The following is a 24,744-nucleotide window of genomic DNA, read 5'->3' on the forward strand; positions in this document are numbered from 1 at the left end:
TTTTGGTTGATCGTTTAATGACCCTGCAACTGATTCGCGCTACTGACCAGCACTTGCCTTTTGCTCGCGCGCTGACGTGCGACAACATGCTGCCGTATTACCGGGAGTACGACCTCCTGTGGATGGATGAAGCCTTTGATCAAGCCTGGACCTGGCGTGAGCAATGGCTGATCGTCGAGGGCGAGCAGTTACTGGGTTTTTGCAGCCTGAGCCAGGATGCCCGGGCGCTGTTCATTCGCGAGCTGCAGGTGATTGCAAGCGCCCGGGGGCAGGGCGTCGGCTCCTGGGCGTTGGAGCAGTTGGCGGTCTGGGCGGCAGCGCGGCGCCTGCCGTTGTTGCGCCTGACCGTATTCAAGAGCAACCCGGCGCAGGGGTTGTACCGGCGCCGGGGCTTTGAAGCGGTGGGTGAGGACGATTGCTTTGTGCGCATGCAGCGCGTTATTGCACGGCAGCCACCTGGCTGACGCGGATCACCTGGTGCTGACGCAGGGTGGCGTCGAGCAGCAGGCTCTGTACGGGCAGCAAATCGCCGATCAACAGGTTCTGTAGCAGGGGGGTACCGTTGAAGCGGTTAGGCCCCAGGTCCATCCGGCTCAAGCCTTCGACCCGCACCACCGCCTTGCCGACCTGGCCCAGGGTGTTGCCGCTAAGAATCAACGGGCCGGGCAGGGCGCTGGCATTGCGCAGGCTGACGGCATATTCCGGGGTGTTGCCAATACGGTTGTTGATCAGCGTTGCCGCGGCGACTTCACTGGCATCTATCGCGCTACCCTGGCTGCTGCCGATCAGGTTGTCGTCAATCAGCAGCGGTGCAGTGCCCGTGGGTTGCAGGCTGCGCAGCAGGATACCGTTGCCCCGGCTGGCGCCGATGCGGTTGCCGCTCAGTACGAGTGCACCGTGTTGTTCGCTGACCTCGATGGCAGCCTTGTTGGCGCCAAGGATCAGGTTGCCCTCGACCAGCGCCCGGGTGTTGCCACGCAGGCGGATGGCGCTGTTGTTGTCGACGCCGCGGATCTGGTTCTGGCTGATCAGCGCCTGACTGTCGCGGATGTCCAGGGCGTATTGCTGTGATTGCTCAAAGCGATTGCTGTCGAACTGGGCCAGGGTATGCTGCAGCTCTACTGCACTGAGTTCGTTGAACTGGCTGTTACGCACCAGCAGCGTCGCCGGTCGGCTGTTGGCGGGTTGCTGCACGCTCAGGGCGGTACTCAGGCCACGCGACAGGTTGGCGTTGTAGCCCAGGCGGTTGAGGGTAGAGTTCAGCACCTGGGTGTGGCTGCCGGCCCAGGCCACCACAAACGGCCGCCAGGCCCGGTCAGTGCTGCCTGGTTTGTCGCCCGCGACGCTCTCCAGGCGAGACTGGTTCAGGCCCAGCCAGCCCTGGTTGATCAGCGCTGTACCGGAGTAGCTGTACAGGTACAGGCTGGTGCCTTCGAGCACCAGGCCACCGTCGCTGGCGATCATCAGTGGGTAGCTGAGCAGGTAGCCGTCCTTGTAGCGCTTGAGGATGCGCTCGTCCTTGAGGGCGTCATGCAGTTGCGCAAGGGTAACGCTGCCACTGCGAATCAGGACTGCGTTGGGGTGGTGCGCCTGATAGCCGGCAATCGCTCGGAACAGGCCGTTGTTGACGAACGGCTCGAACGGCCAGCTACCGCCCTGGGAAGAGAACATTGGTTGCAGGCTGACACTGCCGCGTCCGGCAGGGCGCGGGCGTTCAGGCATGTGCATCTGCACAGCCTCACGGGCCTGGGCCTGCAGCTGTTGCAGGTGTGCTTGGTGCTCTGCAGTGGCAACGGTGCTGAGTGACTGCTGCAGCGGCAGGCTCTGGCTGGCGGCGTGAGCGCTGCCAGCCAGCAACAGCGCCAGGCAGGGAAGGTAGAGGTGACGGGCAAACAAGGCCATGGCGGTTCGTCCTTGGGTTACGGCAGTTTGGGGTATAACGGCTTGAGCGGGCCGCCGAGCTGGCTGTAGTTGTCGACGTCGCCGTCTTCGCTGTCATACAGCTGACGCGCCAGGCGGTTGTCCGGGGCGCGTTGCAGGAACGGGATCAACCAGGCCAGCTTGTACGGCGCGACATCGGTCTGTGACTGGCCCTTGAGTTCCGGCAGGTTGTCGGGGTCAAGGATGCTGCGCGCGGCAAAGTTGGCCAGCAGTTCCAGGGTTTGCTGATCCTCGCTGCTCCAGGGCAGGTGGTTGGCCCGCGCCGACTCGGCCAGCAGCACCAACGGCACCAGGGCATACTGGCTGTAGGTCGCGGCCAGTTTGCTGCGCGCTACTTCCAGCGGCAGGTAGGCATAGCTGCCGTCGCTGCTGCGCACGGCCTGCTGCAGGCCTCGGCGCAGGTTGCCGTCGGCCCAGTGGATGAAGTCGTCGCGCTGCACCAGCATGCCGGTCGCGGCGACTGCCCAGGCGGCCCAATAGTCATGGTTGTTGAACCAGGTGAAGTCCGGCGTCTGACGCGGCTGGTACTCACGGATGACCAGCTCGCCAAGGCGCTCGAACCAGGCGTTTTGGGCGGGCGAGAGCTTAACCTTGCCATTGCTCGCCGCCTGGGTCAGCAGCAGGTTCGAGGCCATGGCGGCGACCGCCCATTTACGTGCGGCCATGCCGGTGCTGCTGGCGTCGGGGTTGAGCAGCGCGCCCGCCTGGGCCCAGCGCTCCAGCCACTGGTCCTGGCAGGCCAGGGCCATGTTGGCTTCTTGTGGGGTTTTGGCCCGCAGGAAGCGTTTGTTGGCGTAAATCAGCCCACCGATGAACGCCTTGACCTGCTTGCCGACCTTTTCCGTGCCAGCGTCCGGGTCGCTGCGCAAGGTCGATTTGCTGGCGTCGCTCTGGTCGTACTTGCTTTGCAGTTGCAGGTTGCCGGTGTAGGGCGATGGCGGCTCTTTACTGCAGGCCAGGCTGCGGTAGTCGGCAATCATCGCCGACTGCGCGGTGGCCTGAGCCGGCCAGATCGAGCTGGCGGCCAGGCTACTGCCCAGGTGCAGCGCGGCGCACAGGCCTAGCCCGGCGACGCTCCAGCGTTTTACAGGCATAGTCGGGTTTCCACTTCAGTGGCAGCAGTGCCGGGTTTGGTGGGTTCAAGAAACACCGAGAGCAGGTTGGCGCCGGCGAACTCCTTGGCCTTGCTCAGTTCAAGGTAGTACTGCCCGCCGGTGACGGCTGCTTCGCGGCGGAACCAGACCTTGTCGCGGGCACCGTTGTCGTAATAGACGATGACGTAGAAGTCCTTGACGTTCTTGTCGCTGATCTTGATGTCCAGAAAGCCCTGGCCACTGCTGAGGTTCTTGCGTGCCTCACCGGCATTGCTGAGCAACTCGATGCGGTCACTGACCTTCAAGGCCGGGCGCTGCACGTGGTTGCCGAGCACTGCGGTAGAGGTCGAGCAACCGCCTTTGATCGCCGGAATCAGTTGCCGATACATGGGTTCGGACTCTAGCTGATAGTTGGCGGGCAACTCCCAGATGATCAGCTTGGGCGGCGCCTTGGGCTTGTAGTTGTCCGAGAGCAGGTATTCCAGCAGTGAGCCATCCTGGCCGACGCCGGGCAGGGCGTAGTTGAGGATGTCCACTTCCAGGTACTGCTTGAGGTAGCCGTCGAAGTTGAACTGCTTGCTCTCGTCCTCGCGCGCGGCCGAGTTACTGTCACCGACCAGAATCACCTCTGGGTCCGGTGCTTCGTCGAACAGTGCGTTGGCGTCGTCGGCCATGGGGATGGTCTGGTAGCCACGCACGTACTGGAAGCCATAGTTGTTGCCGCAGATATAGCTCATCGCCAGGTTCAGGGTGCCGTCCTTGGGCACCATGACGCCAGGTTCAGTGCGGTACTGCTTTTTGCTCAGTTCGGCATAGAACGGTTGCCGGCGCACCTCGTCGGCCAGCAAGCGTGCAGTTGCCTCGGCACCACTGGGGGTCCAGTGGTGGTCACGACGAAAGAAGTACTCGCCCTTGGGCGGTGTGTGCACCAGTTGCATCATGTCGGGTACCACTGCGCCGGCACTGCGCAACTGTTGCAGGTAGTTGCTCAGGTTGCCGCTGGCCCGGGCGAAGTCGAAGCCGTGCAGTTGGCCGGGATAGAGCTTGTCGCGGTGCATCAGCCCACGGGTGGGCTGGATCGCCATGGCGACATGGATACCTTGTTGACGGAACGCAGCCATCAGCCGGGCAAACTCTGGACGCATCGGCGCCGGGATACCGAAATCGTTGGTCAGGTCGACCATCGAGCGGAACAGCCAGCGGTTTTTGCCCGGGACAATTTCACGCATCAGCTTCATGCGCCCTTCGGCGTACTTCTGCGGGTCGCTCAGGGCGGGGCAGGTCATGCACTCAAGGCTCTCGCAGGCAGCACGTTTGCCGGTTTCAGTTGCCGTGGCGGGCAGGCTGAAGCAGGCAAGGGCGGCGACAAGGCCCAGGGGGAGTAAAGTCTTCATGTGCGCGATTCATCATCCTGTTGAACAAGGGCAGTGGTCATTCACTCGCTGGGGTCAATGCTGTTGGCCAGGCTCAGGCTGCGGTAGCCGCTGCCTTGAGGCAGCAGCACGTAGCTGTAGGAGCGACCTTTCTTCAGGAACAGTTCCTCGAACCTGGCCACGTTCTGTTCCTCGACATAGGCGGCGAAGCCGATCTTGATTTCGTTGACCATGCGGCTGCCGGTCTGGTCCTTGCCCAGCGGGTCGATGATCACGTGCTTGCCGTCGACGGTTTTCAACGCCGCCTTGGCCGGCGTCAGGTTGTAGAAGGCGACCTGGGCCTTCTTCGGTTCGTTGACGTATTTGTCGGCAATCAGGGTGAGGCTGTTGCCGTCATAGACCACGGTACTGGCGGCGTTCTTGATCAATTGCGGTTCGATCGACTTGCTGCCGACTGCGATCTTGTGTGTGCCGGCAGGGGTGAAACGGTAGCCGCTGAGTTGCCCGGGGGCGACCTTTTGCGGGGTTACCTTACCGCTCAGGGTCACCTCGATGTTGCTGTTGCTCAGGTTCAATACCCGAACAAAGGCCGAGTCGGCCGGGGCCACGGCGTCATACAGGTCGGCGTTGCCTTCGGCGGCGAGAACAATCGGCGCGTTGAGTACGCCAAGGGCCAGAGCGCTGGCGGCCAGGAACTGCTGCAAGGTACGGGTCATGGGGATCTTCCTTTAAAAGTGTTGGGGCTGGGCGGGGCGGCTCAGTGAACCGATCCGGTGGGCAAGCAGGGTGCGCAGCGGGAACTCCCAGACCACGGTGTCGATCTGGGGATTGGCCAGTTGGTCGCTCTGCAGGAATTGGCTCATGGCCTCGAATGGCCCGCGGGCCTCGACGGCGACACTGAGCAGGTCGCGGTTCAGTGCTTCCTTGAGGAAACCGACGAAGTTCCAGTCATCGATCTTGCTGTAGCTGGTGCCGACCAGCAGCAGGCTCTGGTGCTCCTCGGCGAACAGCTGATCGGCGTTCTGACTGGCCTTGAGGGTTTCGTAGACAGCGATCGAATTGGCACCGAACTGCGGAGCCAGGGGGCTTTGCCCGAACTGGATGTAGTTCATCAAATCGCCCTTGACGATTTTTTCCGCCACCTTGTTCGACACGTAACGTTCGTCACCGAGCAACTCAGGCCGTTGGCGGGCCAGTTCATAAGCGGCCAGGCGGGCGCCTTCCGGGCTCCAGTGGGTGTCGGACTTGAGGAACAGTTCCGGCCCTTCCAGGTGCTGCAGAAAGCTTGAACGCACCGGTGTGACGACGATTTGTCGTGCCTGGAGCTGGCCGACGAAACGGTCATACAGGCTCACTACCCGCGGGTCGAAGGGGTGTTGGGTGTGGGCCGCATAGATGTCCAGCTTCATGGGCAACGGCAGTACGATCAGCTGCTTGTTGTGCTGTTTGAGTTGCTGCTCGACCGCGGCAATCTGTGCCAGTTGCCCCTCAATGTTGGCGTCCAGGTCGTTGGGTACGCGGTACTCCTGGTTGGTGTAGAGCCAGCCATCCTTGCCCAGCACCACACCTTTGGTGCCTTCGCCAAACAGTTGGTACTGGGCGTTGGCCCACAGTGCTACCGAGGGTTCGCGCAGGAAGAAACGCTTGTCGTAGGCCTGCTCGAACTTGCGCAGCAACTTGCCGTCGACGAACAGCGTCCAGGCGTCGCTCTGGTTTTTTGCGAAACTGAAAACGGGCGGTAGCGAGTAGATGAACATGCCCGCCAACACCAGGCAGAACAGAATGCCGTTGACCTTGCTTGCCGAGTTGAACACCGGGTACATGGCAGTCTCCTAGAACTGGAAGTACAGGAAGGGCGAGAAGGAATGCGCCGCCAGGCTGCTCAGCGCCAGGCCGAACCCGCACCACAGCAGCACGGCCTTGAGGCCGCCGACGTGGCGCATGAAGTAGTGCTCCTTGTTGCCGGCGTAGTAGCGCACGTTGTTGCTCCCGGCCAGGATCAGCCAGCACAGCGCCACGGCGGCAAAGGACATGGCCATCTTCGACGCGCCGAGTACGTACAGCTCCAGCGAGCCGAGACCGTTGAAACCGAACAGCGCCTGGTAGATGGCCAGGCTGTGGCGCAGGTCGCTGGTGAAGAACAGCGGCATACTCAGGGTGATCAACAACACCGTGCGCAGGTTGCGGCCCAGGTGGTAGGGCGTGGTGATCTTGGTTGCCAGGTTGAATTTGCGCTCGATCACCATGCCGAATCCGAAGAACAGCCCCCAGCAGATGAACGCGAAGCTGGCGCCGTGCCACAGGCCCGACAGCAGCATGGTGTAGACCAATGCGGGCAGGGCGCCGGCAATGCGTTTGCGTACCAGCGGCATGTACACGTAGTCACGCAGGAAGTGCGCCAGGGTCATGTGCCAGCGGGCCCAGAACTCGGTGATGCTCTGCGAGACGTAGGGCTGGTTGAAGTTCTCCGGAAAACGAAAGCCCATCATCAGGGCCAGGCCCAGGGCCATATGGCTGTAGCCCGCGAAGTCGAAGTACAGCTGCAGGGTCGAGATCACCAGGCCGAACCAGGCATCGCTCAATTGCAGGGTGCCTTCGCTGACGAACAGCACGTTGATCGGCGCCAGTTGGTCGGCGATCAGCACTTTCATGATGAAACCGAGCATGAACCGGCACACGCCCAGCGAGAACAGCTCCAGTGAATGGGTCCGCTGGCGCAGTTGTGGGGCCAATTGGCTGTAGCGCAGGATCGGCCCGGCAACCAGGTGAGGGAACAGTGCAACGAACGCGGCAAAGTCGATGAAGTTGTTGGTCGGCGTGGCGTCCTTGCGGTAAATGTCGACGATGTAGCTCAGGGCATGGAACACATAGAAGGAGATGCCCAGCGGCAGGAAAATCGTCTCCAGGGTAAAGGTATTGATGCCCAGCGGTGCGAGCAGGGCGGCCAGCACTTCGGCGCCGAAGTTGGCGTACTTGAAGTAGCCCAGGGTCGACAGGTTGCCGATGATGCCAATCCACAACAGACGAAACGCCCAGCGTTTGTCGCCGGCATCCAGGCGTGCCTTGATGCGCAGGCCGAACCAGTAGTTCCAGTAGGTGATGGCGACGAACAGCAGCAGAAAGTCCGGGCGCCACCAGGCGTAGAAGATGTAGCTGGCGGCCACGATCACCGTTGAGCGCCACTGCGGCCGGGCAAGGAAGTACACGGCCAGGAACAGCGGCAGGTAGAGGAACAGAAAGACGTTGGAGGCGAAGATCATCTCGGGGCCCGTCCTTAGTAGCTGATCACGACGCCGAGCGTCAGCTGATAGTCATCGCCGGTGTCCAGCGCGTTACCTGCATTCAGGTAGCTGGCGCTGACCAAGGTGTTGACGTCCAGGTGTTTGCCGTCGATGGCCACGGGAAACATTTTCCAGTAGTAGTTCAGGTCGAGCATCTGCCCGACGGTCTTGCCACCGGTATGGGTGCCTTGGGTGATGGCCTGATTACGCGCACTGCGCTGATCACCGTCGATGCGTATCGGCAGGGTGCCTTCGGCGTCGCGCAGCTTGAGCTCGGTGAGCCTCAGGTCCAGGGCGCTGCGTGGGGTTGGCTGGGTTTCCAGGGCGAAGCCGTAGTAACTGAGGTTGCGCAGGTCCAGGCTGACGAACGAGCTGGTCAGGCGGGTGCTATAGGAGCCTTGGCGGGTGATACGGTCAGACTGGATGGTGTTCAGGCGAAAGCCGTCGTTATCATCGCTGGGCTTGTCGGTCAGGCCGCCGCGCAATGCCAGGCGCGGGGTCCAGGGCAGGTCGTGGAAGCGCTTGCCAATCTCGCCCAGCGCCGCCCAGCCACGGGTACTGTTGCCGGTGCTGGTAATACCATTGCCGTCGGTGTTGTCGATCTTGCCATCAAGCCCGGCCAGCTCCAGGTGGTAGTCGCTGAACAGCGGGCTGACCTGCAAGTCATCGGCCTTGAAGAACAGCCCGTAGCGCATGCCCTTGAAGTCGTAGCGGTCTTCAGGGTCGTGGCCGCTGTGGTCGTCCTCATGCATCAGGCGTACGCCCGCCCAGTTACGCTCGCTCCAGCGGTAGGCATACTCACCCATCAGGTAGGTGGTGCGCTCTTCGCTGTCGGCCAGGGTGTTGACGTCACTGTTGTAGTTGTAGAACTTCTGCGCCACGGCGAGGAAGCCATGGGAAAAGGTGTCGTTGTAGTTGAAACGCAACGACTCAAGGCTGTCATCCCACCAGATCCCGTAGTCGTCAAAGTATCGCTGGCGGCCTGCCGACAGTGAAAAGCGCGGGTCGTCACCCAGCAGGTTGCGTTTGACGTAGAGCTCGCGCAGCTCGGCGTACCAGCCTTCGGGCTGCTCGCGGTCGAAGCTGTTGGCGTTTTCATTTTGCACGCTGATTGCCTGGCTGGAGTCATAGTCCAGCCACAGGCGGCCGTAGACCTGCCACTTGGCCCAGCGTTTTTCCGGTGAGTACCAGGCGAACGAGGGCTCGTAGCGCAGGCTGTAGAACATCTCGCGACTGCGACCGACCTGCGAGCTTTCCGGGCCGTAGCCGGTTTGCACGGTGAGCTTGTTGAAAAACTCGGAAGTAATCATCGGCTCGCTGCCATCGCTGGCGGCAACCCGTACCGGTTCGCTGCTGTCGGCTTCCGGGCCGGTGATTTCTTCGGCGGCCAAGGCTGCGTAAACAGGGGTCAGGGCGAGCAGGGCGCCGAACAGGGAATGGTGCGCTTTCACAGGGTAGCCTCCTTCAACAGATCGTTACGGGCCACCAGGGCGCGTTCGATGTCATCCTTTTTCAGGGTTTTTTCCAGGCGTTTGAGCAGGCTGCGGGCGCCGTTTTCGCCCAGGTCCAGAGCGACCCGTGCATAGGTGTAGGCCTTGACCGGGTCATGACAGATCGCCCGGCCATACGCATGCAGGGTCGCCATGCGGTACCAGGCCGCGGTGGAGCCGTCTTGTGCCTGTTGCTGGAAAATCGCCAGGGCTTTTTCCTGGTCGGGCTCGTCCTCGACGCCCTTGCTGTAGTACTCGCCAAGCAGCAGTTGGGCATCGGGGTAGTGGCTGGCGATCAGTTCATCGATCAGTGCACGGGCTTTGTCCGGGTCGAGGGTGAGCCAGTTGTTGACCATGTAGAACGAGGCTTGCAGTGCCTTGGCCCGGGTTGGCTCCCGGGTCTTTACCTGGTCGATCAGGCTTTGGGTTTCCTCGGCGTTGTGCTCGGTCGGGTTGGAAATCATGTAGTTGGCCTTGGACACCATTGCCGGGACGAAACCGCGCTCCACCGCGTTGTCACGCCAGCGGTGAGCTTCGGCGGTGGCAAGATCAAGGGCTTCGGCCTCGGCCTTTTCCTGGGCCAGTTGCTGTGGGCTCGGTTGGGCTTTGTCCGGGCCCATGCCGTTGGCCTGGCGCTCGTAGCGGTCGGCGTCCTGTTCGGCGCGGCGCACGCTGGTGATGCTGTCGAGCAGCGAACCGATACGGTGAACGATGTCCACCGGCAGTTGCGGCCGCTCGGCCTCCAGGGTTCGGGCGAAGGCCGGGAAGGCCGTGTCCTGATCCTCGCCAAGGAAGCGGTAATAACGGTCGATGGCCCGTATGTCGGTCCGCACCGCCTGTTGATAGCCTCGCTCGGCCGCGGCACGATCGCCCTGGCGCTCGGCCAGAACAGCGCGGTACAACGCCGGGCGGCAGTTGAGCAGGCACGACTGCTCATACAGGCCAAGCACCTGCGCCGCTTCATGGGTTGGCACCAGTTCCGGGTACACCAGGAACACTTCCAGGGTTGTGCTGGCGTTACGCGGGTCGAGGTTGCTCGGGTAGCGCGTCAGCGCCTGTTCAACCCAGGCGCGCTGGCCCTGGCGCAGGCTCGGGCTGCGGTCGAGCAGGCGCGCCAGTGAAGCCAGCGCCGGGACCAGCCCGCGCCCGTCGGCAAAGGCTTCGCGGTACAGACGAATCACTTCCTGGCGGCTGGCACCTTCACTGCTCGACAACAGGTCGCCCAGCAACAGCTTGGACGCCAGGTCACCACGCTCGGCCAGCACGCGCAGATCAGCCGTGACCTCGGCGCTGGGGTCTTTGTACAGCGCATAGCGGATTTGCTCCAGGCTCTGCCCGGCCAACGCCGGGGCAGTGCAGGCCAGGGCGCCGAGCAGCAACCAGGTGGGCGTCATCGGTTTCATCGCTCGGCCCTTAGCGCGACAGCGACGGCAGACCGAGGAACAGGTCTACTGACACCGGTTTCAGATAGGCCTGGGCTGGCAAGCGCGTGTCCGGACGGATCGTCAGGGCCAGGTTCTTGTTCAGCTCATCCACCCGCGAGTCCACCACCGTGCCGGTGAAGCGCTCGTCGAGGCCGAACACCTGCAGGTCGACCGAGGTCACCCGGGAGATGTCGGCGAGCTTGTCGAACGGCACGTTGGCGGTGACGAACAGGTCTTCGTTTTTCGGCAGCAGGTGCATGAGTGGCGCCTGCTTGTAGCCGAAGCCGTCCAATGGCTTGCTTGGGAAGTACACCTGGCAGTCGCACGGGCTGTTGATCACGGTTTCGATGGTGGCGCGACCGAGCAGGGTTTGCAGGTCGCCGGGCGACAGGTCGGCGACTGCCTTCATGTCGGCCGGGCTGGTAAAGCTGGTTGCCAGTTGCGTTGAAATGCTCGCTACCGGCTCGCCGGCCTTGACCTCGGTCTGCCCCGGTTGCAGCAGGAACTTCACATAGCCGTTGTCGGGCATGCTGATGACCTGGGCATTGGCCGACACCTGGGCTTGCAGCGCCGGGATGCGAAACAGCAGCAGGTAGCTTTTGTAGGCAACAAAGCTCAGCGCGGCGATCCCGGCGGCGGTGTACAGCAGGGTGCCGGTCATGGCCTTGAGGCGGTCGCCGGCCGAGCGCGCGCTGGCGTAGGTGTGCTTGCGTTCCTTGATGTAGTTCTCGCGTTGCATCACGTTGAACAGGCCATTGATGTCGGCGATTTCGCCGGACATGTAGGCGGTGATGATGTAGCGCAGGATGTCGCGCTTCTGGGCATCGAGGTCGACGAACTGTGCGCCGACCTCCTGGCCGCGCTGGGACACGATCTTGACCTTGCTGTCGATGTTCAGGTCGATCTGATTCAGTCGCAGCTTGATCGAGGCGTTGTACAGGCTGCCGATCTTCAGCGGGTCTGCATGAACCAGGCCGATACCGCCCAGGGAAATGTCCTGCAGCGTGCTCTCGAATGAGGGTTGGCCCGTTGCGCTGAGCAGGACCCGGGCATTGAGTTTGGTGCGCACGTACTGACGTTCGTCGATCGCTTCATGGACCACATTGGCCGGTACTGTTGGGGTGCTGGAGCTACTCATGACAGGCGCCTTTCCTTAACGTTGCGTGAGTTCGAGAAGAACCGAGATGACCCCGAAGAAGATCGCGATGGAGGAACACAGCATCGCTTTGGAGGACCAGCGGTTCAGGGCTGCATCGAAGTTGACGCTGCCGTTGCTTAATGTGGTTTTTTGTCGGGTCCAGCGCTGTTGGTCCATGTGGAACATTGCGTAAACCTTCATCACCGAGCCGACGATCTGGTTGTAATAAAGAACGAACGGGTACACCGGGCTTACCGGGTGCCCGGCAAACAGGAACATCACCGTGACCAGGGTGCGCGACAGCAGCACCCAGAACAGGTACACCAGCAGGTACTGGATGCCGAACACCAGGCCGGCCACCACCGATGCAGTCAGGCCCATCAGGCATGTCCACATCGATACCCGCTGATCCAGCAGCACATACAGGGTGAACAGCCCCAGTCGCGCTCGCCCGAGCAGGTGGGTGGCGCGGAAGTTCTGCCGCAGCGAGTTGCCGTACCAGCGGAACATCAACTGCCGGGTTGCACGCCAGAAGCTGTTGTCTGGCGGATGCTCCACGGTCAGGGTGTTGCTGTCGGGCACATAGAAGGTGTCCCAACCCGCACGCATCAGGCTCAACCAGGATGACTTGTCGTCACCGGTGAGGAATTGGAAGCGGCCCAGGCGCCAGTGTTCGAGGAAGTCGGCTTCGACATCCCTGATGAACTCGGGGTCGGTCATCACACTGGCACGGAAGAACGACAGCCGCCCGGTCAGGGTCAGCACGCGGTGCGACAGGGCCATCGAGCACATGTTGATGTGCCGTTGAACAAAACGCATCGAGTGCCATTCGCGCATCAGGCGGCTGCCTTCGACCTCGCAGAACTCGTTGGTGGTCAGGCCGCCGACATTGGGCAGGTAGGCAAACAGCTTGACCGCACGTTCGACACAGCCGGGCAGCATCATGGTGTCGCCATCGACCACGCCGACCACCGAGTCTTCCATGGGCATCTGCCGCGACAGTGCGCGAAAGGCATGCGCCAGGCCATCACGCTTGCCGGTGCCGCGGGCGCGGACGATAACCAGCTTGATGTCGTCGCGGCCCTTGACCTCGTTACGCATGATGTCCTTGATGAAGTGCTCGTCGCCTTTCTCGACGATCGAGGCGATGACCGTGCACGGTACCTTGAGCCGCTGCACTTCCTGGAATACCGACTGGTAGACCTTGAAGGTGGTATGGGTCGGGATACGGAAACTGGTGACCACCATGAACATGTGGGCTGGCAGTGCTGCATCGCCCATGCGCTCGACGGCCTTGCGAATACGTGGAAACTTCCAGTGCAGGAAGTACATGCCGCGCAGGTAATGGACAATGGCGTTGCCATAGCGCCACATGCCCAGGGTGCCGATGATGAAAATGAACAGGTGGTGATTGGGGTCCAGGTATTGCGGTGCAACCATTTCCGAGGCCAGCGCGACCAAGCCGAACAGGCAGGCCCAGGCGCAGAAGCGTGCGCTTGCCCTGAGCATGCCTGAGTGACCCGCAGGTTGGCCTGACTGTCGTTCCATGTGTTCGTCTCTCCTTGATGGTGGCGGCGCCTGCCGGCGACACGGCTGCACGTCGCCGTCCCGCGAGGCGGGCGGACGATGGCAGGTCATGTCAGTTGATGGCGGGTGCCGGCTGCTCTCTTGGCGGAGCGTTCAGGCTTACCAGCAGATCCCTTCACGGGAAGCGTCACTGGTATGCGGCATGAAGCCGACCAGATCGACGATCTGCTTGTTGTCGTTGCGCTCCAGCGCCAGGGCGAAACGGTTGTCGTTGTTACCGAGCACGATCACGTCCGAGTCGTCGATGACCTGTTGCAAGTCGTTGCAGAGCAGTGAGGAGACGTGCGGGATTTTCCCTTCGATGTAATCGCGGTTGGCACCGAATACCCGCGCGTACTCCACGTTGGCGTCGTAGATGCGCAGGTCATAACCTTTGCCGATCAGCATTTCGGCCAGCTCTACCAGCGGGCTCTCGCGCAGGTCGTCACTGCCAGCCTTGAAGCTCAAGCCGAGCAGGCCGATACGACGTTTGTCGAAACCGGTCACCAGGTCGAATGCGTTCTGCACCTGGCTGCGGTTACTGGCCATGATCGAGGCAAGCAGTGGGTGTTCGACGTCCAGCTGGCCGGCGCGGTAGGTGAGGGCGCGAACATCCTTGGGCAGGCACGAGCCACCGAAGGCAAAGCCGGGGCGCAGGTAATAGCGTGACAGATTGAGTTTGTGGTCCTGGCAGACCACATCCATCACTTCACGGCCGTCGACGCCCGAGGCCTTGGCAATGTTACCGATCTCATTGGCGAAGCTGACCTTGGTCGCATGCCAGACGTTGCAGGTGTACTTGATCATTTCGGCGACTTCGATCGACTTGCGAATCACCGGTGCGTCCAGGCCCTCGTAGAGCGATTGCAGCAGCTCGCCAGACTGGCTGTCGAGCTCTCCGATGACGGTCATCGCCGGGAAGTCGTAGTCGTTGATCGCCGTACTTTCGCGGAGGAACTCCGGGTTCACCGCGACGCCGAAGTCGACACCGGCACGTTTGCCGGACGTGGCTTCAAGCAGCGGGATCACCACATTCTTCACTGTTCCGGGCAGCACGGTGCTGCGTACCACAACGGTGTGCCGCGAGGGCTTGTCACGCAGCGCTTCACCGATCTGGCGACACACGGCCTCCATGTAGACCAGGTCCAGGTCGCCGTTCTTCTTGCTCGGGGTACCAACGCAGAGCAGTGACAGGTCGGTTTCCAGAACTGCGGCCTGAACATCGGTCGTGCCACGCAGCAGCCCTTTGCGCAGGCCCTCCTGCAGCAATGCCTCAAGGCCAGGTTCAACGATGGGTGACTGGCCCTGGTTGATCATCTCGATCTTGGCCTCGGAGATGTCGACACCGATCACCTGATGTCCGCGTGCCGAAAGGCAACCGGCACAGACAGCCCCAACATAACCCAATCCAAAAATACTGATATGCATAGTTCCCTCTCTCCCGGTTCATCGACTGATCCGGGATAGTTAGTTAGACATGTTTATAGGGCGGCAGGCGCACGCTGACAGACAGCGCGAAGTTGTATTGCGCAGGCGGTTTTTCTGTCTTTTTTACATCCTATAAGACGACTTTTAATGCTTGCAAGTAGCGAGTGCCTACAAAGTTGATGAGTGGTCAAATTAAATCAATTAAATTTAAAAAACTGTTTAAAATCAATGGCTTAAAGTTTGATGTAAGTTAGGCGTCAAAAAATTGAAGGCTTTTTCGTGGTGGTTTGTTGGCGTCAAAATGTCTGCTTAAGGCGTTTTTTGGGCCTGAAACATTGAAGTGTGTTCATTTTTTTGGCGCGTGCGCTCGCGCAGTGTCAGTGCGCGCAGTTCATGTGTTTTTATAGTGTGTGGTGGGCCACTGCAGTTCACTTCGATAATATTCAATAACCTGTAATTCCGGCGTGATAGGGAACTTCAGCGGTGCGAGAAATAATGTTCAAACACTAACGGTGGGGGGGAAATGAATGGCGTCATGTCGGGCTGTCACGGGCTGGCTTGTGTTGCACGCTGTATCGCGTGCATAGTTCGGGAGCGCTTCATTACCTATTGTTATTTTCAGGGAGCCCCCTTGGGGGTGTCGTGTAAGGGATTTTGTATTCAGATGACTGGAATCGGTTCGCGTATCAGGGAAGAAAGAGAGCGGCTTGGGCTGACTCAGCGTGCTTTTGGCGACATCGGTGGTGTCGAGCCCAATGCTCAGGGCAAATACGAGAGTGGTGAGCGAACGCCCAAGCTGGACTATCTGGCCGCTGTGGCAGGGCGCGGTGTCGATGCCTTGTATGTGCTCAGCGGGGTGCATACCCCGGTGACGTCCAATGGCTTGTCGTCTGCTGAAAGCCAGTTGCTCGATTGCTATCGCACGTTGCCGCAGGCCGATCAGGAGGCTGTGGTGCAGTTGCTTCACAGTCTGTCCAGGGGGATGCCGCGGCCCGCTGTGGGTGTAAGGAAATTGACGTCGGTATCGTGACGCTTTCCGTTAGGATTCGTGTCGGGTTTTTTGTTAGAGTGGCGGGATCCAATTTAAGACCGTAACGCGAGGTGTCAGCTTGATTAGGGTCCTGGTGGTCGATGATCACGATCTGGTGCGTACAGGCATTACCCGAATGCTGGCTGATATCGACGGTCTTCAGGTGGTCGGCGAGGCGGATTCGGGCGAGGCTTCATTGAAGGTCGCGCGTGAGTTGAAGCCGGATGTCGTCCTGATGGACGTCAAGATGCCGGGTATCGGCGGCCTGGAAGCCACCCGCAAGCTGCTGCGTAGCCACCCTGATGTGAAAGTGGTGGCGGTAACGGTCTGTGAAGAGGACCCGTTCCCGACGCGTTTGCTGCAGGCGGGGGCCGCCGGCTACCTGACCAAGGGCGCCGGGCTGGATGAAATGGTGCAAGCGATACGCATGGTGTTTGCCGGGCAGCGTTATATCTGCCCACAGATCGCCCAACAGCTTGCACTCAAGCCGTTTCAGCCGCAGGGTTCGCCCTTCGACGCGTTGTCAGAACGAGAGATCCAGATCGCGCTGATGATCGTCGGTTGCCAGAAGGTACAGATCATTTCCGACAAGCTGTGCTTGTCGCCGAAAACCGTGAACACGTACCGTTACCGTATCTTTGAAAAGCTTTCGGTCACCAGCGACGTCGAACTGACGTTGCTGGCGGTCCGCCATGGCATGGTCGACGCCAATCTCTGAACATGATCCCTGTTTTTGACTCAAGCGCCTTCCTGGCGACCTGCAGTGGTCGCCCGGGCGTCTATCGAATGTTCGACGAGGACGCGCGCCTGCTTTATGTAGGCAAGGCGAAGAACCTCAAAAAGCGCTTGGCCAGCTATTTCCGCAAGACCGGTCTTGCGCCGAAAACGGCAGCGCTGGTGGGCAAGATCGCTCAGGTCGAAACCACCATTACCGCCAACGAGACCGAGGCGCTGCTGCTGGAGCAGACGCTGATCAAGGAATGGCGGCCGCCTTACAACATCCTGCTACGTGACGACAAATCCTACCCCTATGTCGTGCTTTCCGAGGGTGAATACCCGCGCCTGGGCATTCACCGTGGCGCCAAGAAGGCCAAGGGCAAGTATTTTGGGCCTTATCCCAGCGCCGGAGCCATTCGCGAGAGCCTGAACCTGCTGCAGAAAACCTTTCTGGTGCGTCAGTGTGAAGACAGCTATTACAGCAACCGCACGCGGCCTTGCCTGCAGTACCAGATCAAGCGCTGCAAGGCTCCGTGTGTCGGTCTGGTTGAGCCGCAGGTGTATGCCGAAGATGTACGTCACTCGGTGATGTTCCTGGAAGGGCGCAGCCACCAACTGACCGATGAGTTGAGTGCGGCCATGGAGCGTGCCGCCATGGCCCTGGAGTTCGAGCGCGCGGCTGAGTTGCGCGATCAGATTGCCTTGCTGCGGCGTGTCCAGGACCAGCAGAGCATGGAGGGCGGTAGCGGTGATGTCGATGTGATAGCCGCGTTCGTCAACCCGGGTGGTGCCTGCGTACACCTGATCAGTGTGCGTGGCGGGCGGGTACTGGGCAGCAAGAACTTCTTTCCGCAGGTGGGTATTGAAGAGGACGTGGCCGAAGTCATGGCCGCGTTTCTCTCGCAGTATTATGTGGGGAACCCTGAACGCGACCTGCCGGGCGAGTTGATCGTCAACGTGGTGCATGAGGACTTCGAGGCGATCACCGCCGCGATCCATAGCCTGCGTGGCCGCGAGTTGAGCATCAGCCACCGGGTGCGCGGCACGCGCGCGCGCTGGCAGCAACTGGCGGTTACCAACGCCGAACAGGCGCTGATGGCGCGCTTGGCCAACCGCCAGCACATGGCGGCGCGATTTGAAGCACTGGCTCAGGTGCTCAAGCTCGACGAGATCCCTCAACGACTGGAGTGCTACGACATCAGTCACTCCAGCGGTGAGGCGACCGTGGCGTCCTGCGTGGTGTTCGGGCCGGAAGGCCCGCTCAAGTCGGATTACCGTCGCTACAACATTGAAGGCGTGACGGCTGGCGACGACTATGCGGCCATGCACCAGGCGTTGACCCGACGCTTTGCCCGGCTCAAGGAAGGCGAGGGTAAGCTGCCCGATATCCTGCTGGTGGACGGCGGCAAGGGCCAACTGAACATGGCTCGGGATGTACTGCAGGAACTGGCCGTACCCGAGCTGATTCTGCTGGGCGTGGCCAAGGGCGTTACGCGCAAGGCTGGCTTTGAAACCCTTTACCTGAATGATGCCGCCCACGAGTTCACGTTGCGCGGGGATTCACCGGCGTTGCACCTGATCCAGCAGATTCGCGACGAGGCCCACCGGTTTGCCATTACCGGCCACCGTGCCCGACGCGGCAAGGCGCGGCGTACCTCCAGCCTTGAAGGTGTTGCCGGGGTAGGGCCCAAGCGTCGTCGCGACCTACTCAAACACTTCGGTGGGTTGCAGGAATTGGCCCGTGCCAGCGTAGAAGAAATCGCTAAAGCACCCGGAATCAGTAAAAAGCTTGCTGAGTCGATTTATGACAGCCTGCATAGCGAGTAGAATGCCCGCTCACTTTGCAGCCAGTTGTGCCGATGAATATTCCTAATTTGCTTACCGTTCTTCGCGTCCTGCTCATACCGATCTTCATTTTGTTGTTCTATATGCCGTACCACTGGAGCTACCTTGCCGCCAGCACGGTCTTTGCCATTGCCGCAGCGACCGACTGGCTGGATGGCTACCTGGCCCGGCGCCTGCAACAGAGCACACCGTTCGGTGCGTTTCTCGACCCTGTTGCCGACAAACTGATGGTTGCGGTAGCGCTGGTATTGCTGGTTCAGGTGCATGCCAACCTGTGGCTGACCTTGCCCGCGGCGGTCATCATCGGGCGCGAAATCGTTGTTTCGGCACTGCGCGAGTGGATGGCCGAGCTTGGCGCCCGCGCTCATGTGGCGGTGTCGAACCTGGGCAAGTGGAAGACTGCGGCGCAGATGCTGGCGCTGGTGATCCTGTTGGCCAACCCGCCGGTGCTCAACTTCTGGGTGGTGCTGGGTTATTCGTTGCTGATGATCGCTGCGGGCCTGACCTTGTGGTCGATGCAACAGTACTTGCGGGCGGCCTGGCCACACCTGCGGGACGGTTCAGAAAAAAAATAAAACTTTTTTGAATCAAAGGCTTGACGAGGTTTTTAAAATCGCTAGAATAGCCTCCATCAAGACGACGCGGGAATAGCTCAGTTGGTAGAGCACGACCTTGCCAAGGTCGGGGTCGCGAGTTCGAGTCTCGTTTCCCGCTCCAAATTTGGTGCAGCGAATCTTGATAGCTTCATAGAAAGGTGCGCTGCACATGAAAAACCCCAAGGTGAAAGCCTTGGGGTTTTTTGTTTTGCGGCAGAGCATACCTTCCAGGCCGTCTTCGATCAGTGGGTAGCCGACACGGATGGGCTTGCGCTCAACGTGGCGGCCATTGGCCTTGAAGCCCTGAAGGTGCAATACGAAGAGGGGCTGATGGAACAGTGCGCGGCTCGGCGCGCACCTGGTCAAGCGCCTGCAAGGGCTGGCCGTACCGGCGATTCGCGAAGTGCGCGGTCGTGGCTTGTGGGTCGGTATCGAGTTGGATCGTCCGAACAAACCTTACTGCGAAGCCTTGCTCCAGGAAGGTGTGCTGACCCGTATCAAGCGAGTGTTCACGCAACTGCAATGAGTCAGCAACTCGCCAGCCAGGCCGCTTGCTCACAGGTCACGCCACTGCCGAACCGTTCACGGTAGGTGGAGGGCGGTAGGCCGACGGTGTTGCGAAACGCCTTGCGAAAGCTTTCCACCGAGCGATAGCCGCACACTTGCGCAATGCTGGTGGTGCTCTGGTCGGTGCTTTCTAGCAAATCCCGGGCGCGGCTCAGGCGTTCCTGTTGCAGCCAGGCCTTGGGCGATAACCCGGTGGTTTCAACAAAGCGCCTGAGGAAGGTGCGTTCGCTCATGGCCACCTGGCTGGCCATCTCACAGACGCTCAGCGGTTCGTCCAGGTGTTCGCGGGCCCATTGCAGCACGCGGGTCAGTTCGTTGCGCGGTGATTTGCTCACCGGCGTCACGATGAATTGTGACTGGCCGCCGGTGCGCTGGGGCGCCATGACTAGGCGCCGGGCCACCGAGTTGGCGATGTGTGTGCCGAAGTCGCGGACGATCAGGTGCAGGCAGGCATCAATGCCGGCGGCGCTGCCCGCCGAGGTAATCAGTTGCCCCGAATCGACATACAGCACGTTCGGGTCAACCTTGATCAGTGGAAAGCGTGCGGCCAGTTCATCGGAGAGTTGCCAATGGGTCGTTACCGTTTTGCCATCGAGCAAACCGGTAGCGGCGAGGACGAACACCCCGGAACAGATCGACAACAAGCGGGCACCCCGCGCGTGTGCATTGCGCAGCGCTTGCAACAAAGCCTCGGGAGGGGCTTCGTGGCGACTGCGCCAGCCCGGAATAATAACGGTCTGGGCGCTGTCAAGCAGCTCCAGCCCGGCATCGACGCTGATTTGAATGCCGCCCAGCGCATACATGGGGCCGGGGTCGACGGCAGCAATCTGGCATTTGTACCAAGGGACATCGAGTTCCGGGCGCGGTAGGCCGAAGATCTCCAGCGCGATGCCAAACTCGAAAACGCAGAGGCCTTTATAGGCCAGGATGGCGACAGTTCCAGGGTGGTCGTGCATTTGGCGTAAACTTACCGTTTATTGTCGAATGCCGCACTGTAGCCGACCGATTGAGTCCCCTACAATCACTGCCGGACAATCACCGAATGAACAGGCGGCAGCGCTTTACCCAAGCGACAGCCGCATTGTCGGCGGCCACTTGAATGCGTCGACAGATGATTGCCCACTTGTCCTTACAATGAACAGGTTGACTTGGCCATCCGGCAAGTGCGAGTTGTCTCGATCTGTTATATGAACGGGTTCAAGTTTCCCTACTATTTAGTTTGCGCCGCTAAAGCGCTAAGTTGTCTTGGGGGCTGGACTTTCAGAATAAAGCTGATTGATGAATTGCGGAAATTCGGCAGTAACTAGTGGGTGCTCGTTAAACAGCGATTGCTCTATAAGGGTTAATCAGGACGCTGTGAGGTAAGGGACTATGTTATTTGTACAGATTTTATTTGTGATGTTGACCGCCAAGTTGCTCGGCGCTGCGCTGGCACGTCTTGGTCAACCTCAGGTGGTAGGTGAAATGATCGCCGGTTTCGTACTGGGGCCGGTCATCCTCGGGCAATTGTTTCCGAGCTTTCACCAACAGCTGTTTGATGCCGACGCTACCCGTCAGTTGAAAGTCCTCAGCGAACTTGGCCTGCTGCTGTTTACCTTCGTCATCGGCGCTGAATTCCGCTTTCCCGCCAAAGGCAGCAAGACCGGGCTCAAGGCCTTGGTAATTGGCGGGTTCAGCATTGTTCTGCCGTTTGCGCTGGGCATGGCGATTGCGCCTTGGCTGTTCGAGCGCTTTGCGCTGCCGGGCGTGTCGCGGCTCGGTTTCACTCTGTTCATCGGTACAGTGTTTTCGGTCACGGCTTTTCCGGTGCTTGCGCGGATTCTCAAGGAGCGCGCCCTGCTCGATAGTGAAGTCGGGACGATTGCCCTGGTGGCGGCGGCCATGACCGACGTGGTCGCCTGGCTGCTGATTGCGCTGGTGGCGATGGTCAACGGCCACGACAGTAGCTGGCTGGTGCTCAGCGGGCGAATCATCGGGCTGTTGTTGCTGGTCGCGGTGTCGTTTCTGTTGCTCAAACCGCTGCTTCGCAAATGGCTGTCCGCAGATGATCGCCTGGCCCAACCCAAGGTGCTGATCGTGTTGGTGGCCGGGGTGCTGATCTACGGCAGCCTGACCCATGCCCTCGGCGTGCATGCGGTGTTCGGGGCGTTCCTGTTCGGGCTGTGTCTGCCACGGGAGCAGCAGTTGCTAGAGATGATCATTGAGCGCCTGGAGCACGTCTCGCTGATCATCCTGATGCCGTGTTTCTTCGCCCTGACCGGCCTGAGCACCAGCGCTTCTGCGTTCTCCAGCCTGGGCTTGCCGGTGCTGGCGGTGATTCTGATGGTGGCCATTGTCGGCAAGGTCGTCGGCAGCGCCCTCAGCGCGCGGTTGATGGCCTACCCGTGGTCGATGGCCTTGACCCTCGGGGCCTTGATGAACACCCGCGGCTTGATGGAGCTGGTGGTGCTCAAGATCGGCCTGGACCTAGGCATCATCGGCGCCGAACTGTTTACCGCGTTGGTGGTGATGACCATTGTCACCACTTTGATGACCGGTCCTTTGTTGAGTTTGAAGCGCCGTCAGTGGCCGGTTGCCAGCGTTATTCATCAGTCTTGAACTGACAAAACCTGCGGATTAGTTGGATCGTTCAATAAAAAGAAAGGAAGCTATCATGGAAAATCAGAAACCCAGTCTGGTCGTGGATGTACTTGAGCAACAACTTGAAAGGCACTTTCAAGCCATGCTGTCCGATGAAAATCGAATGAAGAAGATTCGCAATGAATTTCGTCGCGATGGTTATTTCAACTTCAAGGATTTCACCTTTCTGCCGCGCAAGGTATTGGAAAGTGTCCATGAAGAAGTACATGAGTTGCTCGATGAGTATTCGGTGCGTCGCGATGTGACCGTTCCGTCCACCGGCAATACCTACCGCAAAATGTATAACGTCAACCAACCGGAAATTGCCGAAGGTGGAACCTTGATTCCGGCGTTGTACCAGTCCAAGGCCCTGCGCAACTTTCTCGGTAACATTGCCGGTGACGACTTGGCGTCCTGCTGGGAGCAGGAACAGTACCTGATCACCAAGCTCAGCCACCCGGGCGATACCCACGGCTGGCATTGGGGCGACTATCCCTACACCATGATCTGGATCATCGAAGCGCCTGAAGACCCGGCGATCGGTGGCGTCCTGCAATGCGTGCCGCACAGTGAATGGGACAAACAGAACCCGCAGATCTGGCAGTACATCCTCAACAACGACATCAAGTCCTATCACCACCTCAAGGGCGATGTGTACTTCCTCAAATCCGATACCACCTTGCACCACGTTGCACCCATCCAGCAGGAAACCACCCGGATCATTCTCAACACCTGCTGGGCCAGTGCCCACGATCGCCGCACCGATGTCGCCCACGAAAGTATCGACGTGATCTGGGGCACTGAAGCGCGCACGGCCGAAGCCGAAGAAGCCTGACGCCCCTGACGCCCCTGACGCCCCTGTCGCCAAGCGAACGCAGCCATCCGCGCGGCCTGTACCTCATATGCCGTTGCCATTCGTATCTTCAAGGAGAAGTGCCATGTCCATCAGCCAAGAAACGTTCCAGTCCGAATCCGCTTATGTTGTCCGCGATACCTCGGTCGATCTTGAGCTCAAGCTGTTCATGGATGAGCAGATTGACTACATCCTCAAGCATCGCGCTACCGAGCACCCATTCCTTAATGCCTATGCACAGAAAGGCCTGAGCCCCGAGCAGAGCAAGGTGCTGTACCTGGAAACGCTGCACTACTTCAAATTCCTGCCGTTCTACGTCTGCGGTATTTCTACCATTACCCGTGACGAAGCGGTGTTGCGCACGATTGCCTTCAACGCCCGTGACGAGCTGGGCGAAACCCGCTCGCACTCGGACCTGTATCGCAAGTTCCTCCATGACAAGGGTATCGATGAAACGCAGATCCAGACTTACAAGTGCCTGCCCAGCACCCAAGCGCTGAACGACGGTATTTGCGCGCTGTACAGCACGCCGCCGTTGCAGAAAGCCCTCGGTGGTCTGTTTGCTGATGAAGCTATGTCGGCGTCGATGGTTTCCAAATACAACGACGGCCTGATCCACGAAGGCGTGGACGAACGCGGCCGGTTCTTCTGGACGTTGCACATGGAAGTGGAAGTCGGCCATTCCAACGCGGTGTTCAACGTCATGGAGAAACACCTGCAGACCGAAGAGCAGCGTCGCCTGTTTGCCGAAGGCATTGAACAGTACCTGCACCTGATGGAAGTGTTCTGGGACGGCATTGAACGCAAACTCAACGTCGAGGCGCTTCAATGACAGTGAACAGTGAATCTCGCAATGGCGTGGCCTTCGGCCTCGGCGCAACCTTGCTCTGGGGTTCCTACCCACTGTGGTACAAACCACTGGCGGGGTTGGATGCCTATCACCTGCTGTCGTGGCGGGTGGTGTTCGCTGAGTTGTTCCTCGTGGCGCTTTTGCTGTTGACCGGGCGCCTGCCGGTGCTGCGCTCAACCCTCAAGACGGTGCGCCCAGCCAACGTGCTGACGGTTGCGGCGGTGCTCGGACTGTGGTGGTTGATGTACATCTACGGGATCATGACGGGGCGCGTGCTGGAGGTGGCTTTCGGCTATTTCCTCAGTCCGATCATGAGCATGCTGGTGTCGCGGCTGATCTTCAAGGAGCGACTGACGACCTTGCAGACCTGGGCTATCTTCCTCGCCGTGACCGGCGTGATCCTGATGGCCTTCGAGTTGCTGAACCTGCACTCATTCCCCTGGATCGCGCTGGTGATTGGCTTCTGTTATTCCTTCTACGGGATATTCAAGAAGAAGGTGCCTGGAGATCCGGTGGTGGTCCAGACCCTGGAAATCGGCGTGTTGCTGCCGTTTGCCGCGGTGTTCCTGGCACTGGCTCATGCGGCGGGGCAAGGGCATCAGTTCCTGCTGTCGATCAACCACGATGTGCTCTTGGTCGCCACCGGTCTGATCACTGTGCTGCCATTGTGGTGGTACAGCCTGGCAGCCAAGCGTCTGTCGATGATCACCCTGGGCTTTCTGCAGTTTGTTCCACCGATCTGCAACTTTGTGTTGGCGGCATTCGTTTACGGTGAGCCAGTTTCGTCACTGAAACTGGCGGCGTTCGCGTTTATCTGGCTGGCGCTAACATTGTTCACCTGGAACTCGATTCGGGTGCAACGGGCGGCCGCTGCTGCCAAATTATCTGCTCAACTGTGTAGCGCATGAGCCCAACCGCGCGCCGCCCTGTGG

Annotated in this window: 22 protein-coding genes and 1 tRNA gene; 11 read left to right on the forward strand and 12 right to left on the reverse strand. The window is 60.2% G+C overall.

What is annotated here, in order from left to right; all coding sequences use genetic code 11:
- Positions 1-17 precede the first annotated feature (17 nt).
- A complete protein-coding gene (locus AB7M23_RS15575) occupies positions 18-464 on the forward strand; it encodes a GNAT family N-acetyltransferase (protein WP_099774252.1) in 447 nt (148 codons plus the stop codon).
- On the opposite strand, the gene AB7M23_RS15580 is transcribed toward AB7M23_RS15575, so the two are convergent.
- The 11 genes from AB7M23_RS15580 to AB7M23_RS15630 all read right to left on the reverse strand — a co-directional run bounded on the left by AB7M23_RS15580 (position 439) and on the right by AB7M23_RS15630 (position 14,735).
- Positions 439-1,902: a right-handed parallel beta-helix repeat-containing protein gene (locus tag AB7M23_RS15580; RefSeq protein WP_454241245.1), complete on the reverse strand. Its 1,464-nt coding sequence runs from the start codon at positions 1,900-1,902 to the stop codon at positions 439-441. The two genes, AB7M23_RS15575 and AB7M23_RS15580, sit on opposite strands and share 26 nt — an antisense overlap.
- Positions 1,903-1,919: 17 nt before the next feature.
- The gene (locus AB7M23_RS15585) at positions 1,920-3,035 is read right to left on the reverse strand and encodes a polysaccharide lyase (protein ID WP_454241246.1); all 1,116 of its coding nucleotides are present in this window, start codon (positions 3,033-3,035) and stop codon (positions 1,920-1,922) included.
- Positions 3,026-4,429: an alginate O-acetyltransferase AlgX-related protein gene (locus AB7M23_RS15590; protein WP_454241247.1), complete on the reverse strand. Its 1,404-nt coding sequence runs from the start codon at positions 4,427-4,429 to the stop codon at positions 3,026-3,028. The genes AB7M23_RS15585 and AB7M23_RS15590 overlap by 10 nt, the downstream gene beginning before the upstream one ends.
- Before the next feature lie 41 nt (positions 4,430-4,470).
- Complete coding sequence (locus tag AB7M23_RS15595; protein ID WP_065760785.1) at positions 4,471-5,124, reverse strand: alginate O-acetyltransferase AlgF; 654 nt, start codon at positions 5,122-5,124, stop codon at positions 4,471-4,473.
- Between the two features lie 12 nt (positions 5,125-5,136).
- A complete protein-coding gene (locus tag AB7M23_RS15600) occupies positions 5,137-6,231 on the reverse strand; it encodes an alginate O-acetyltransferase (protein ID WP_454241248.1) in 1,095 nt (364 codons plus the stop codon).
- Between the two features lie 9 nt (positions 6,232-6,240).
- The gene (locus AB7M23_RS15605) at positions 6,241-7,668 is read right to left on the reverse strand and encodes an MBOAT family O-acyltransferase (protein ID WP_065760787.1); all 1,428 of its coding nucleotides are present in this window, start codon (positions 7,666-7,668) and stop codon (positions 6,241-6,243) included.
- A 14-nt stretch (positions 7,669-7,682) separates the two neighbouring features.
- On the reverse strand, positions 7,683-9,140 hold the full coding sequence (locus AB7M23_RS15610; protein ID WP_454241249.1) for an alginate export family protein: 1,458 nt from the start codon (positions 9,138-9,140) through the stop codon (positions 7,683-7,685).
- Positions 9,137-10,582 carry a tetratricopeptide repeat protein gene (locus tag AB7M23_RS15615; protein ID WP_065760789.1) on the reverse strand — a complete coding sequence of 482 codons (1,446 nt, stop codon included), beginning with the start codon at positions 10,580-10,582 and terminating at the stop codon, positions 9,137-9,139. The genes AB7M23_RS15610 and AB7M23_RS15615 overlap by 4 nt, the downstream gene beginning before the upstream one ends.
- 10 nt (positions 10,583-10,592) lie before the next feature.
- Positions 10,593-11,741 (reverse strand): PilZ domain-containing protein, encoded by a 1,149-nt coding sequence (locus tag AB7M23_RS15620; RefSeq protein ID WP_454241250.1) that lies wholly within the window; start codon positions 11,739-11,741, stop codon positions 10,593-10,595.
- Positions 11,742-11,756: 15 nt separating this feature from the next.
- Positions 11,757-13,250 (reverse strand): glycosyltransferase, encoded by a 1,494-nt coding sequence (locus AB7M23_RS15625; RefSeq protein ID WP_065760793.1) that lies wholly within the window; start codon positions 13,248-13,250, stop codon positions 11,757-11,759.
- Positions 13,251-13,427: 177 nt separating this feature from the next.
- The gene (locus tag AB7M23_RS15630; RefSeq protein WP_102053420.1) at positions 13,428-14,735 is read right to left on the reverse strand and encodes a nucleotide sugar dehydrogenase; all 1,308 of its coding nucleotides are present in this window, start codon (positions 14,733-14,735) and stop codon (positions 13,428-13,430) included.
- A 664-nt stretch (positions 14,736-15,399) separates the two neighbouring features.
- Here AB7M23_RS15630 and AB7M23_RS15635 point away from each other — a divergent pair.
- The 6 genes from AB7M23_RS15635 (at position 15,400) to AB7M23_RS15660 (ending at position 19,449) form a co-directional block, all read left to right on the forward strand.
- On the forward strand, positions 15,400-15,765 hold the full coding sequence (locus tag AB7M23_RS15635) for a helix-turn-helix domain-containing protein (protein ID WP_454241251.1): 366 nt from the start codon (positions 15,400-15,402) through the stop codon (positions 15,763-15,765).
- A gap of 79 nt (positions 15,766-15,844) precedes the next feature.
- Positions 15,845-16,483 carry a response regulator transcription factor GacA gene (gene gacA, locus AB7M23_RS15640; protein WP_454241252.1) on the forward strand — a complete coding sequence of 213 codons (639 nt, stop codon included), beginning with the start codon at positions 15,845-15,847 and terminating at the stop codon, positions 16,481-16,483.
- 2 nt (positions 16,484-16,485) lie between these two features.
- Positions 16,486-18,309: an excinuclease ABC subunit UvrC gene (gene uvrC / locus AB7M23_RS15645; protein WP_099774264.1), complete on the forward strand. Its 1,824-nt coding sequence runs from the start codon at positions 16,486-16,488 to the stop codon at positions 18,307-18,309.
- 32 nt (positions 18,310-18,341) lie between these two features.
- Entirely contained in the window at positions 18,342-18,902 is a 561-nt protein-coding gene (gene pgsA, locus AB7M23_RS15650) for a CDP-diacylglycerol--glycerol-3-phosphate 3-phosphatidyltransferase (RefSeq protein ID WP_065761978.1), read from the forward strand.
- Between the two features lie 66 nt (positions 18,903-18,968).
- Positions 18,969-19,044 (forward strand) — tRNA-Gly (locus AB7M23_RS15655).
- Between the two features lie 282 nt (positions 19,045-19,326).
- Entirely contained in the window at positions 19,327-19,449 is a 123-nt protein-coding gene (locus AB7M23_RS15660; protein WP_454241253.1) for a hypothetical protein, read from the forward strand.
- A gap of 1 nt (position 19,450) precedes the next feature.
- On the opposite strand, the gene ftrA is transcribed toward AB7M23_RS15660, so the two are convergent.
- Positions 19,451-20,446, reverse strand: a complete 996-nt coding sequence (ftrA, locus tag AB7M23_RS15665; protein ID WP_065760656.1) for a transcriptional regulator FtrA — start codon at positions 20,444-20,446, stop codon at positions 19,451-19,453.
- Positions 20,447-20,888: 442 nt separating this feature from the next.
- Between ftrA and AB7M23_RS15670 the strand changes: the two genes are divergently transcribed.
- The 4 genes from AB7M23_RS15670 to rarD all read left to right on the forward strand — a co-directional run bounded on the left by AB7M23_RS15670 (position 20,889) and on the right by rarD (position 24,720).
- Positions 20,889-22,088: a cation:proton antiporter domain-containing protein gene (locus AB7M23_RS15670; RefSeq protein WP_176717449.1), complete on the forward strand. Its 1,200-nt coding sequence runs from the start codon at positions 20,889-20,891 to the stop codon at positions 22,086-22,088.
- 55 nt (positions 22,089-22,143) lie between these two features.
- Positions 22,144-22,944 carry a HalD/BesD family halogenase gene (locus AB7M23_RS15675; RefSeq protein ID WP_454241254.1) on the forward strand — a complete coding sequence of 267 codons (801 nt, stop codon included), beginning with the start codon at positions 22,144-22,146 and terminating at the stop codon, positions 22,942-22,944.
- 103 nt (positions 22,945-23,047) lie between these two features.
- A complete protein-coding gene (locus AB7M23_RS15680) occupies positions 23,048-23,794 on the forward strand; it encodes an iron-containing redox enzyme family protein (protein WP_454241255.1) in 747 nt (248 codons plus the stop codon).
- Positions 23,791-24,720, forward strand: a complete 930-nt coding sequence (gene rarD, locus AB7M23_RS15685) for an EamA family transporter RarD (RefSeq protein ID WP_065760660.1) — start codon at positions 23,791-23,793, stop codon at positions 24,718-24,720. Before AB7M23_RS15680 ends, rarD begins: the two co-directional genes overlap by 4 nt.
- Positions 24,721-24,744: the final 24 nt, after the last annotated feature.

The organism is Pseudomonas sp. HLS-6 TE3448 (genome assembly GCF_053629555.1).

Coding starts and splice junctions, on each gene's coding strand:
- AB7M23_RS15630 (WP_102053420.1), bottom strand. CDS start 14,735: ATGCATATCAGTATTTTTGGATTGGGTTATGTTGGGGCTGTCTGTGCC.
- AB7M23_RS15615 (WP_065760789.1), bottom strand. CDS start 10,582: ATGAAACCGATGACGCCCACCTGGTTGCTGCTCGGCGCCCTGGCCTGC.
- ftrA (WP_065760656.1), bottom strand. CDS start 20,446: ATGCACGACCACCCTGGAACTGTCGCCATCCTGGCCTATAAAGGCCTC.
- AB7M23_RS15575 (WP_099774252.1), top strand. CDS start 18: ATGACCCTGCAACTGATTCGCGCTACTGACCAGCACTTGCCTTTTGCT.
- AB7M23_RS15675 (WP_454241254.1), top strand. CDS start 22,144: ATGGAAAATCAGAAACCCAGTCTGGTCGTGGATGTACTTGAGCAACAA.
- AB7M23_RS15595 (WP_065760785.1), bottom strand. CDS start 5,124: ATGACCCGTACCTTGCAGCAGTTCCTGGCCGCCAGCGCTCTGGCCCTT.
- AB7M23_RS15580 (WP_454241245.1), bottom strand. CDS start 1,902: ATGGCCTTGTTTGCCCGTCACCTCTACCTTCCCTGCCTGGCGCTGTTG.
- AB7M23_RS15590 (WP_454241247.1), bottom strand. CDS start 4,429: ATGAAGACTTTACTCCCCCTGGGCCTTGTCGCCGCCCTTGCCTGCTTC.
- rarD (WP_065760660.1), top strand. CDS start 23,791: ATGACAGTGAACAGTGAATCTCGCAATGGCGTGGCCTTCGGCCTCGGC.
- AB7M23_RS15670 (WP_176717449.1), top strand. CDS start 20,889: ATGTTGACCGCCAAGTTGCTCGGCGCTGCGCTGGCACGTCTTGGTCAA.
- AB7M23_RS15680 (WP_454241255.1), top strand. CDS start 23,048: ATGTCCATCAGCCAAGAAACGTTCCAGTCCGAATCCGCTTATGTTGTC.
- AB7M23_RS15625 (WP_065760793.1), bottom strand. CDS start 13,250: ATGCTCAGGGCAAGCGCACGCTTCTGCGCCTGGGCCTGCCTGTTCGGC.
- AB7M23_RS15620 (WP_454241250.1), bottom strand. CDS start 11,741: ATGAGTAGCTCCAGCACCCCAACAGTACCGGCCAATGTGGTCCATGAA.
- AB7M23_RS15635 (WP_454241251.1), top strand. CDS start 15,400: ATGACTGGAATCGGTTCGCGTATCAGGGAAGAAAGAGAGCGGCTTGGG.
- AB7M23_RS15600 (WP_454241248.1), bottom strand. CDS start 6,231: ATGTACCCGGTGTTCAACTCGGCAAGCAAGGTCAACGGCATTCTGTTC.
- uvrC (WP_099774264.1), top strand. CDS start 16,486: ATGATCCCTGTTTTTGACTCAAGCGCCTTCCTGGCGACCTGCAGTGGT.
- AB7M23_RS15585 (WP_454241246.1), bottom strand. CDS start 3,035: ATGCCTGTAAAACGCTGGAGCGTCGCCGGGCTAGGCCTGTGCGCCGCG.
- AB7M23_RS15605 (WP_065760787.1), bottom strand. CDS start 7,668: ATGATCTTCGCCTCCAACGTCTTTCTGTTCCTCTACCTGCCGCTGTTC.
- pgsA (WP_065761978.1), top strand. CDS start 18,342: ATGAATATTCCTAATTTGCTTACCGTTCTTCGCGTCCTGCTCATACCG.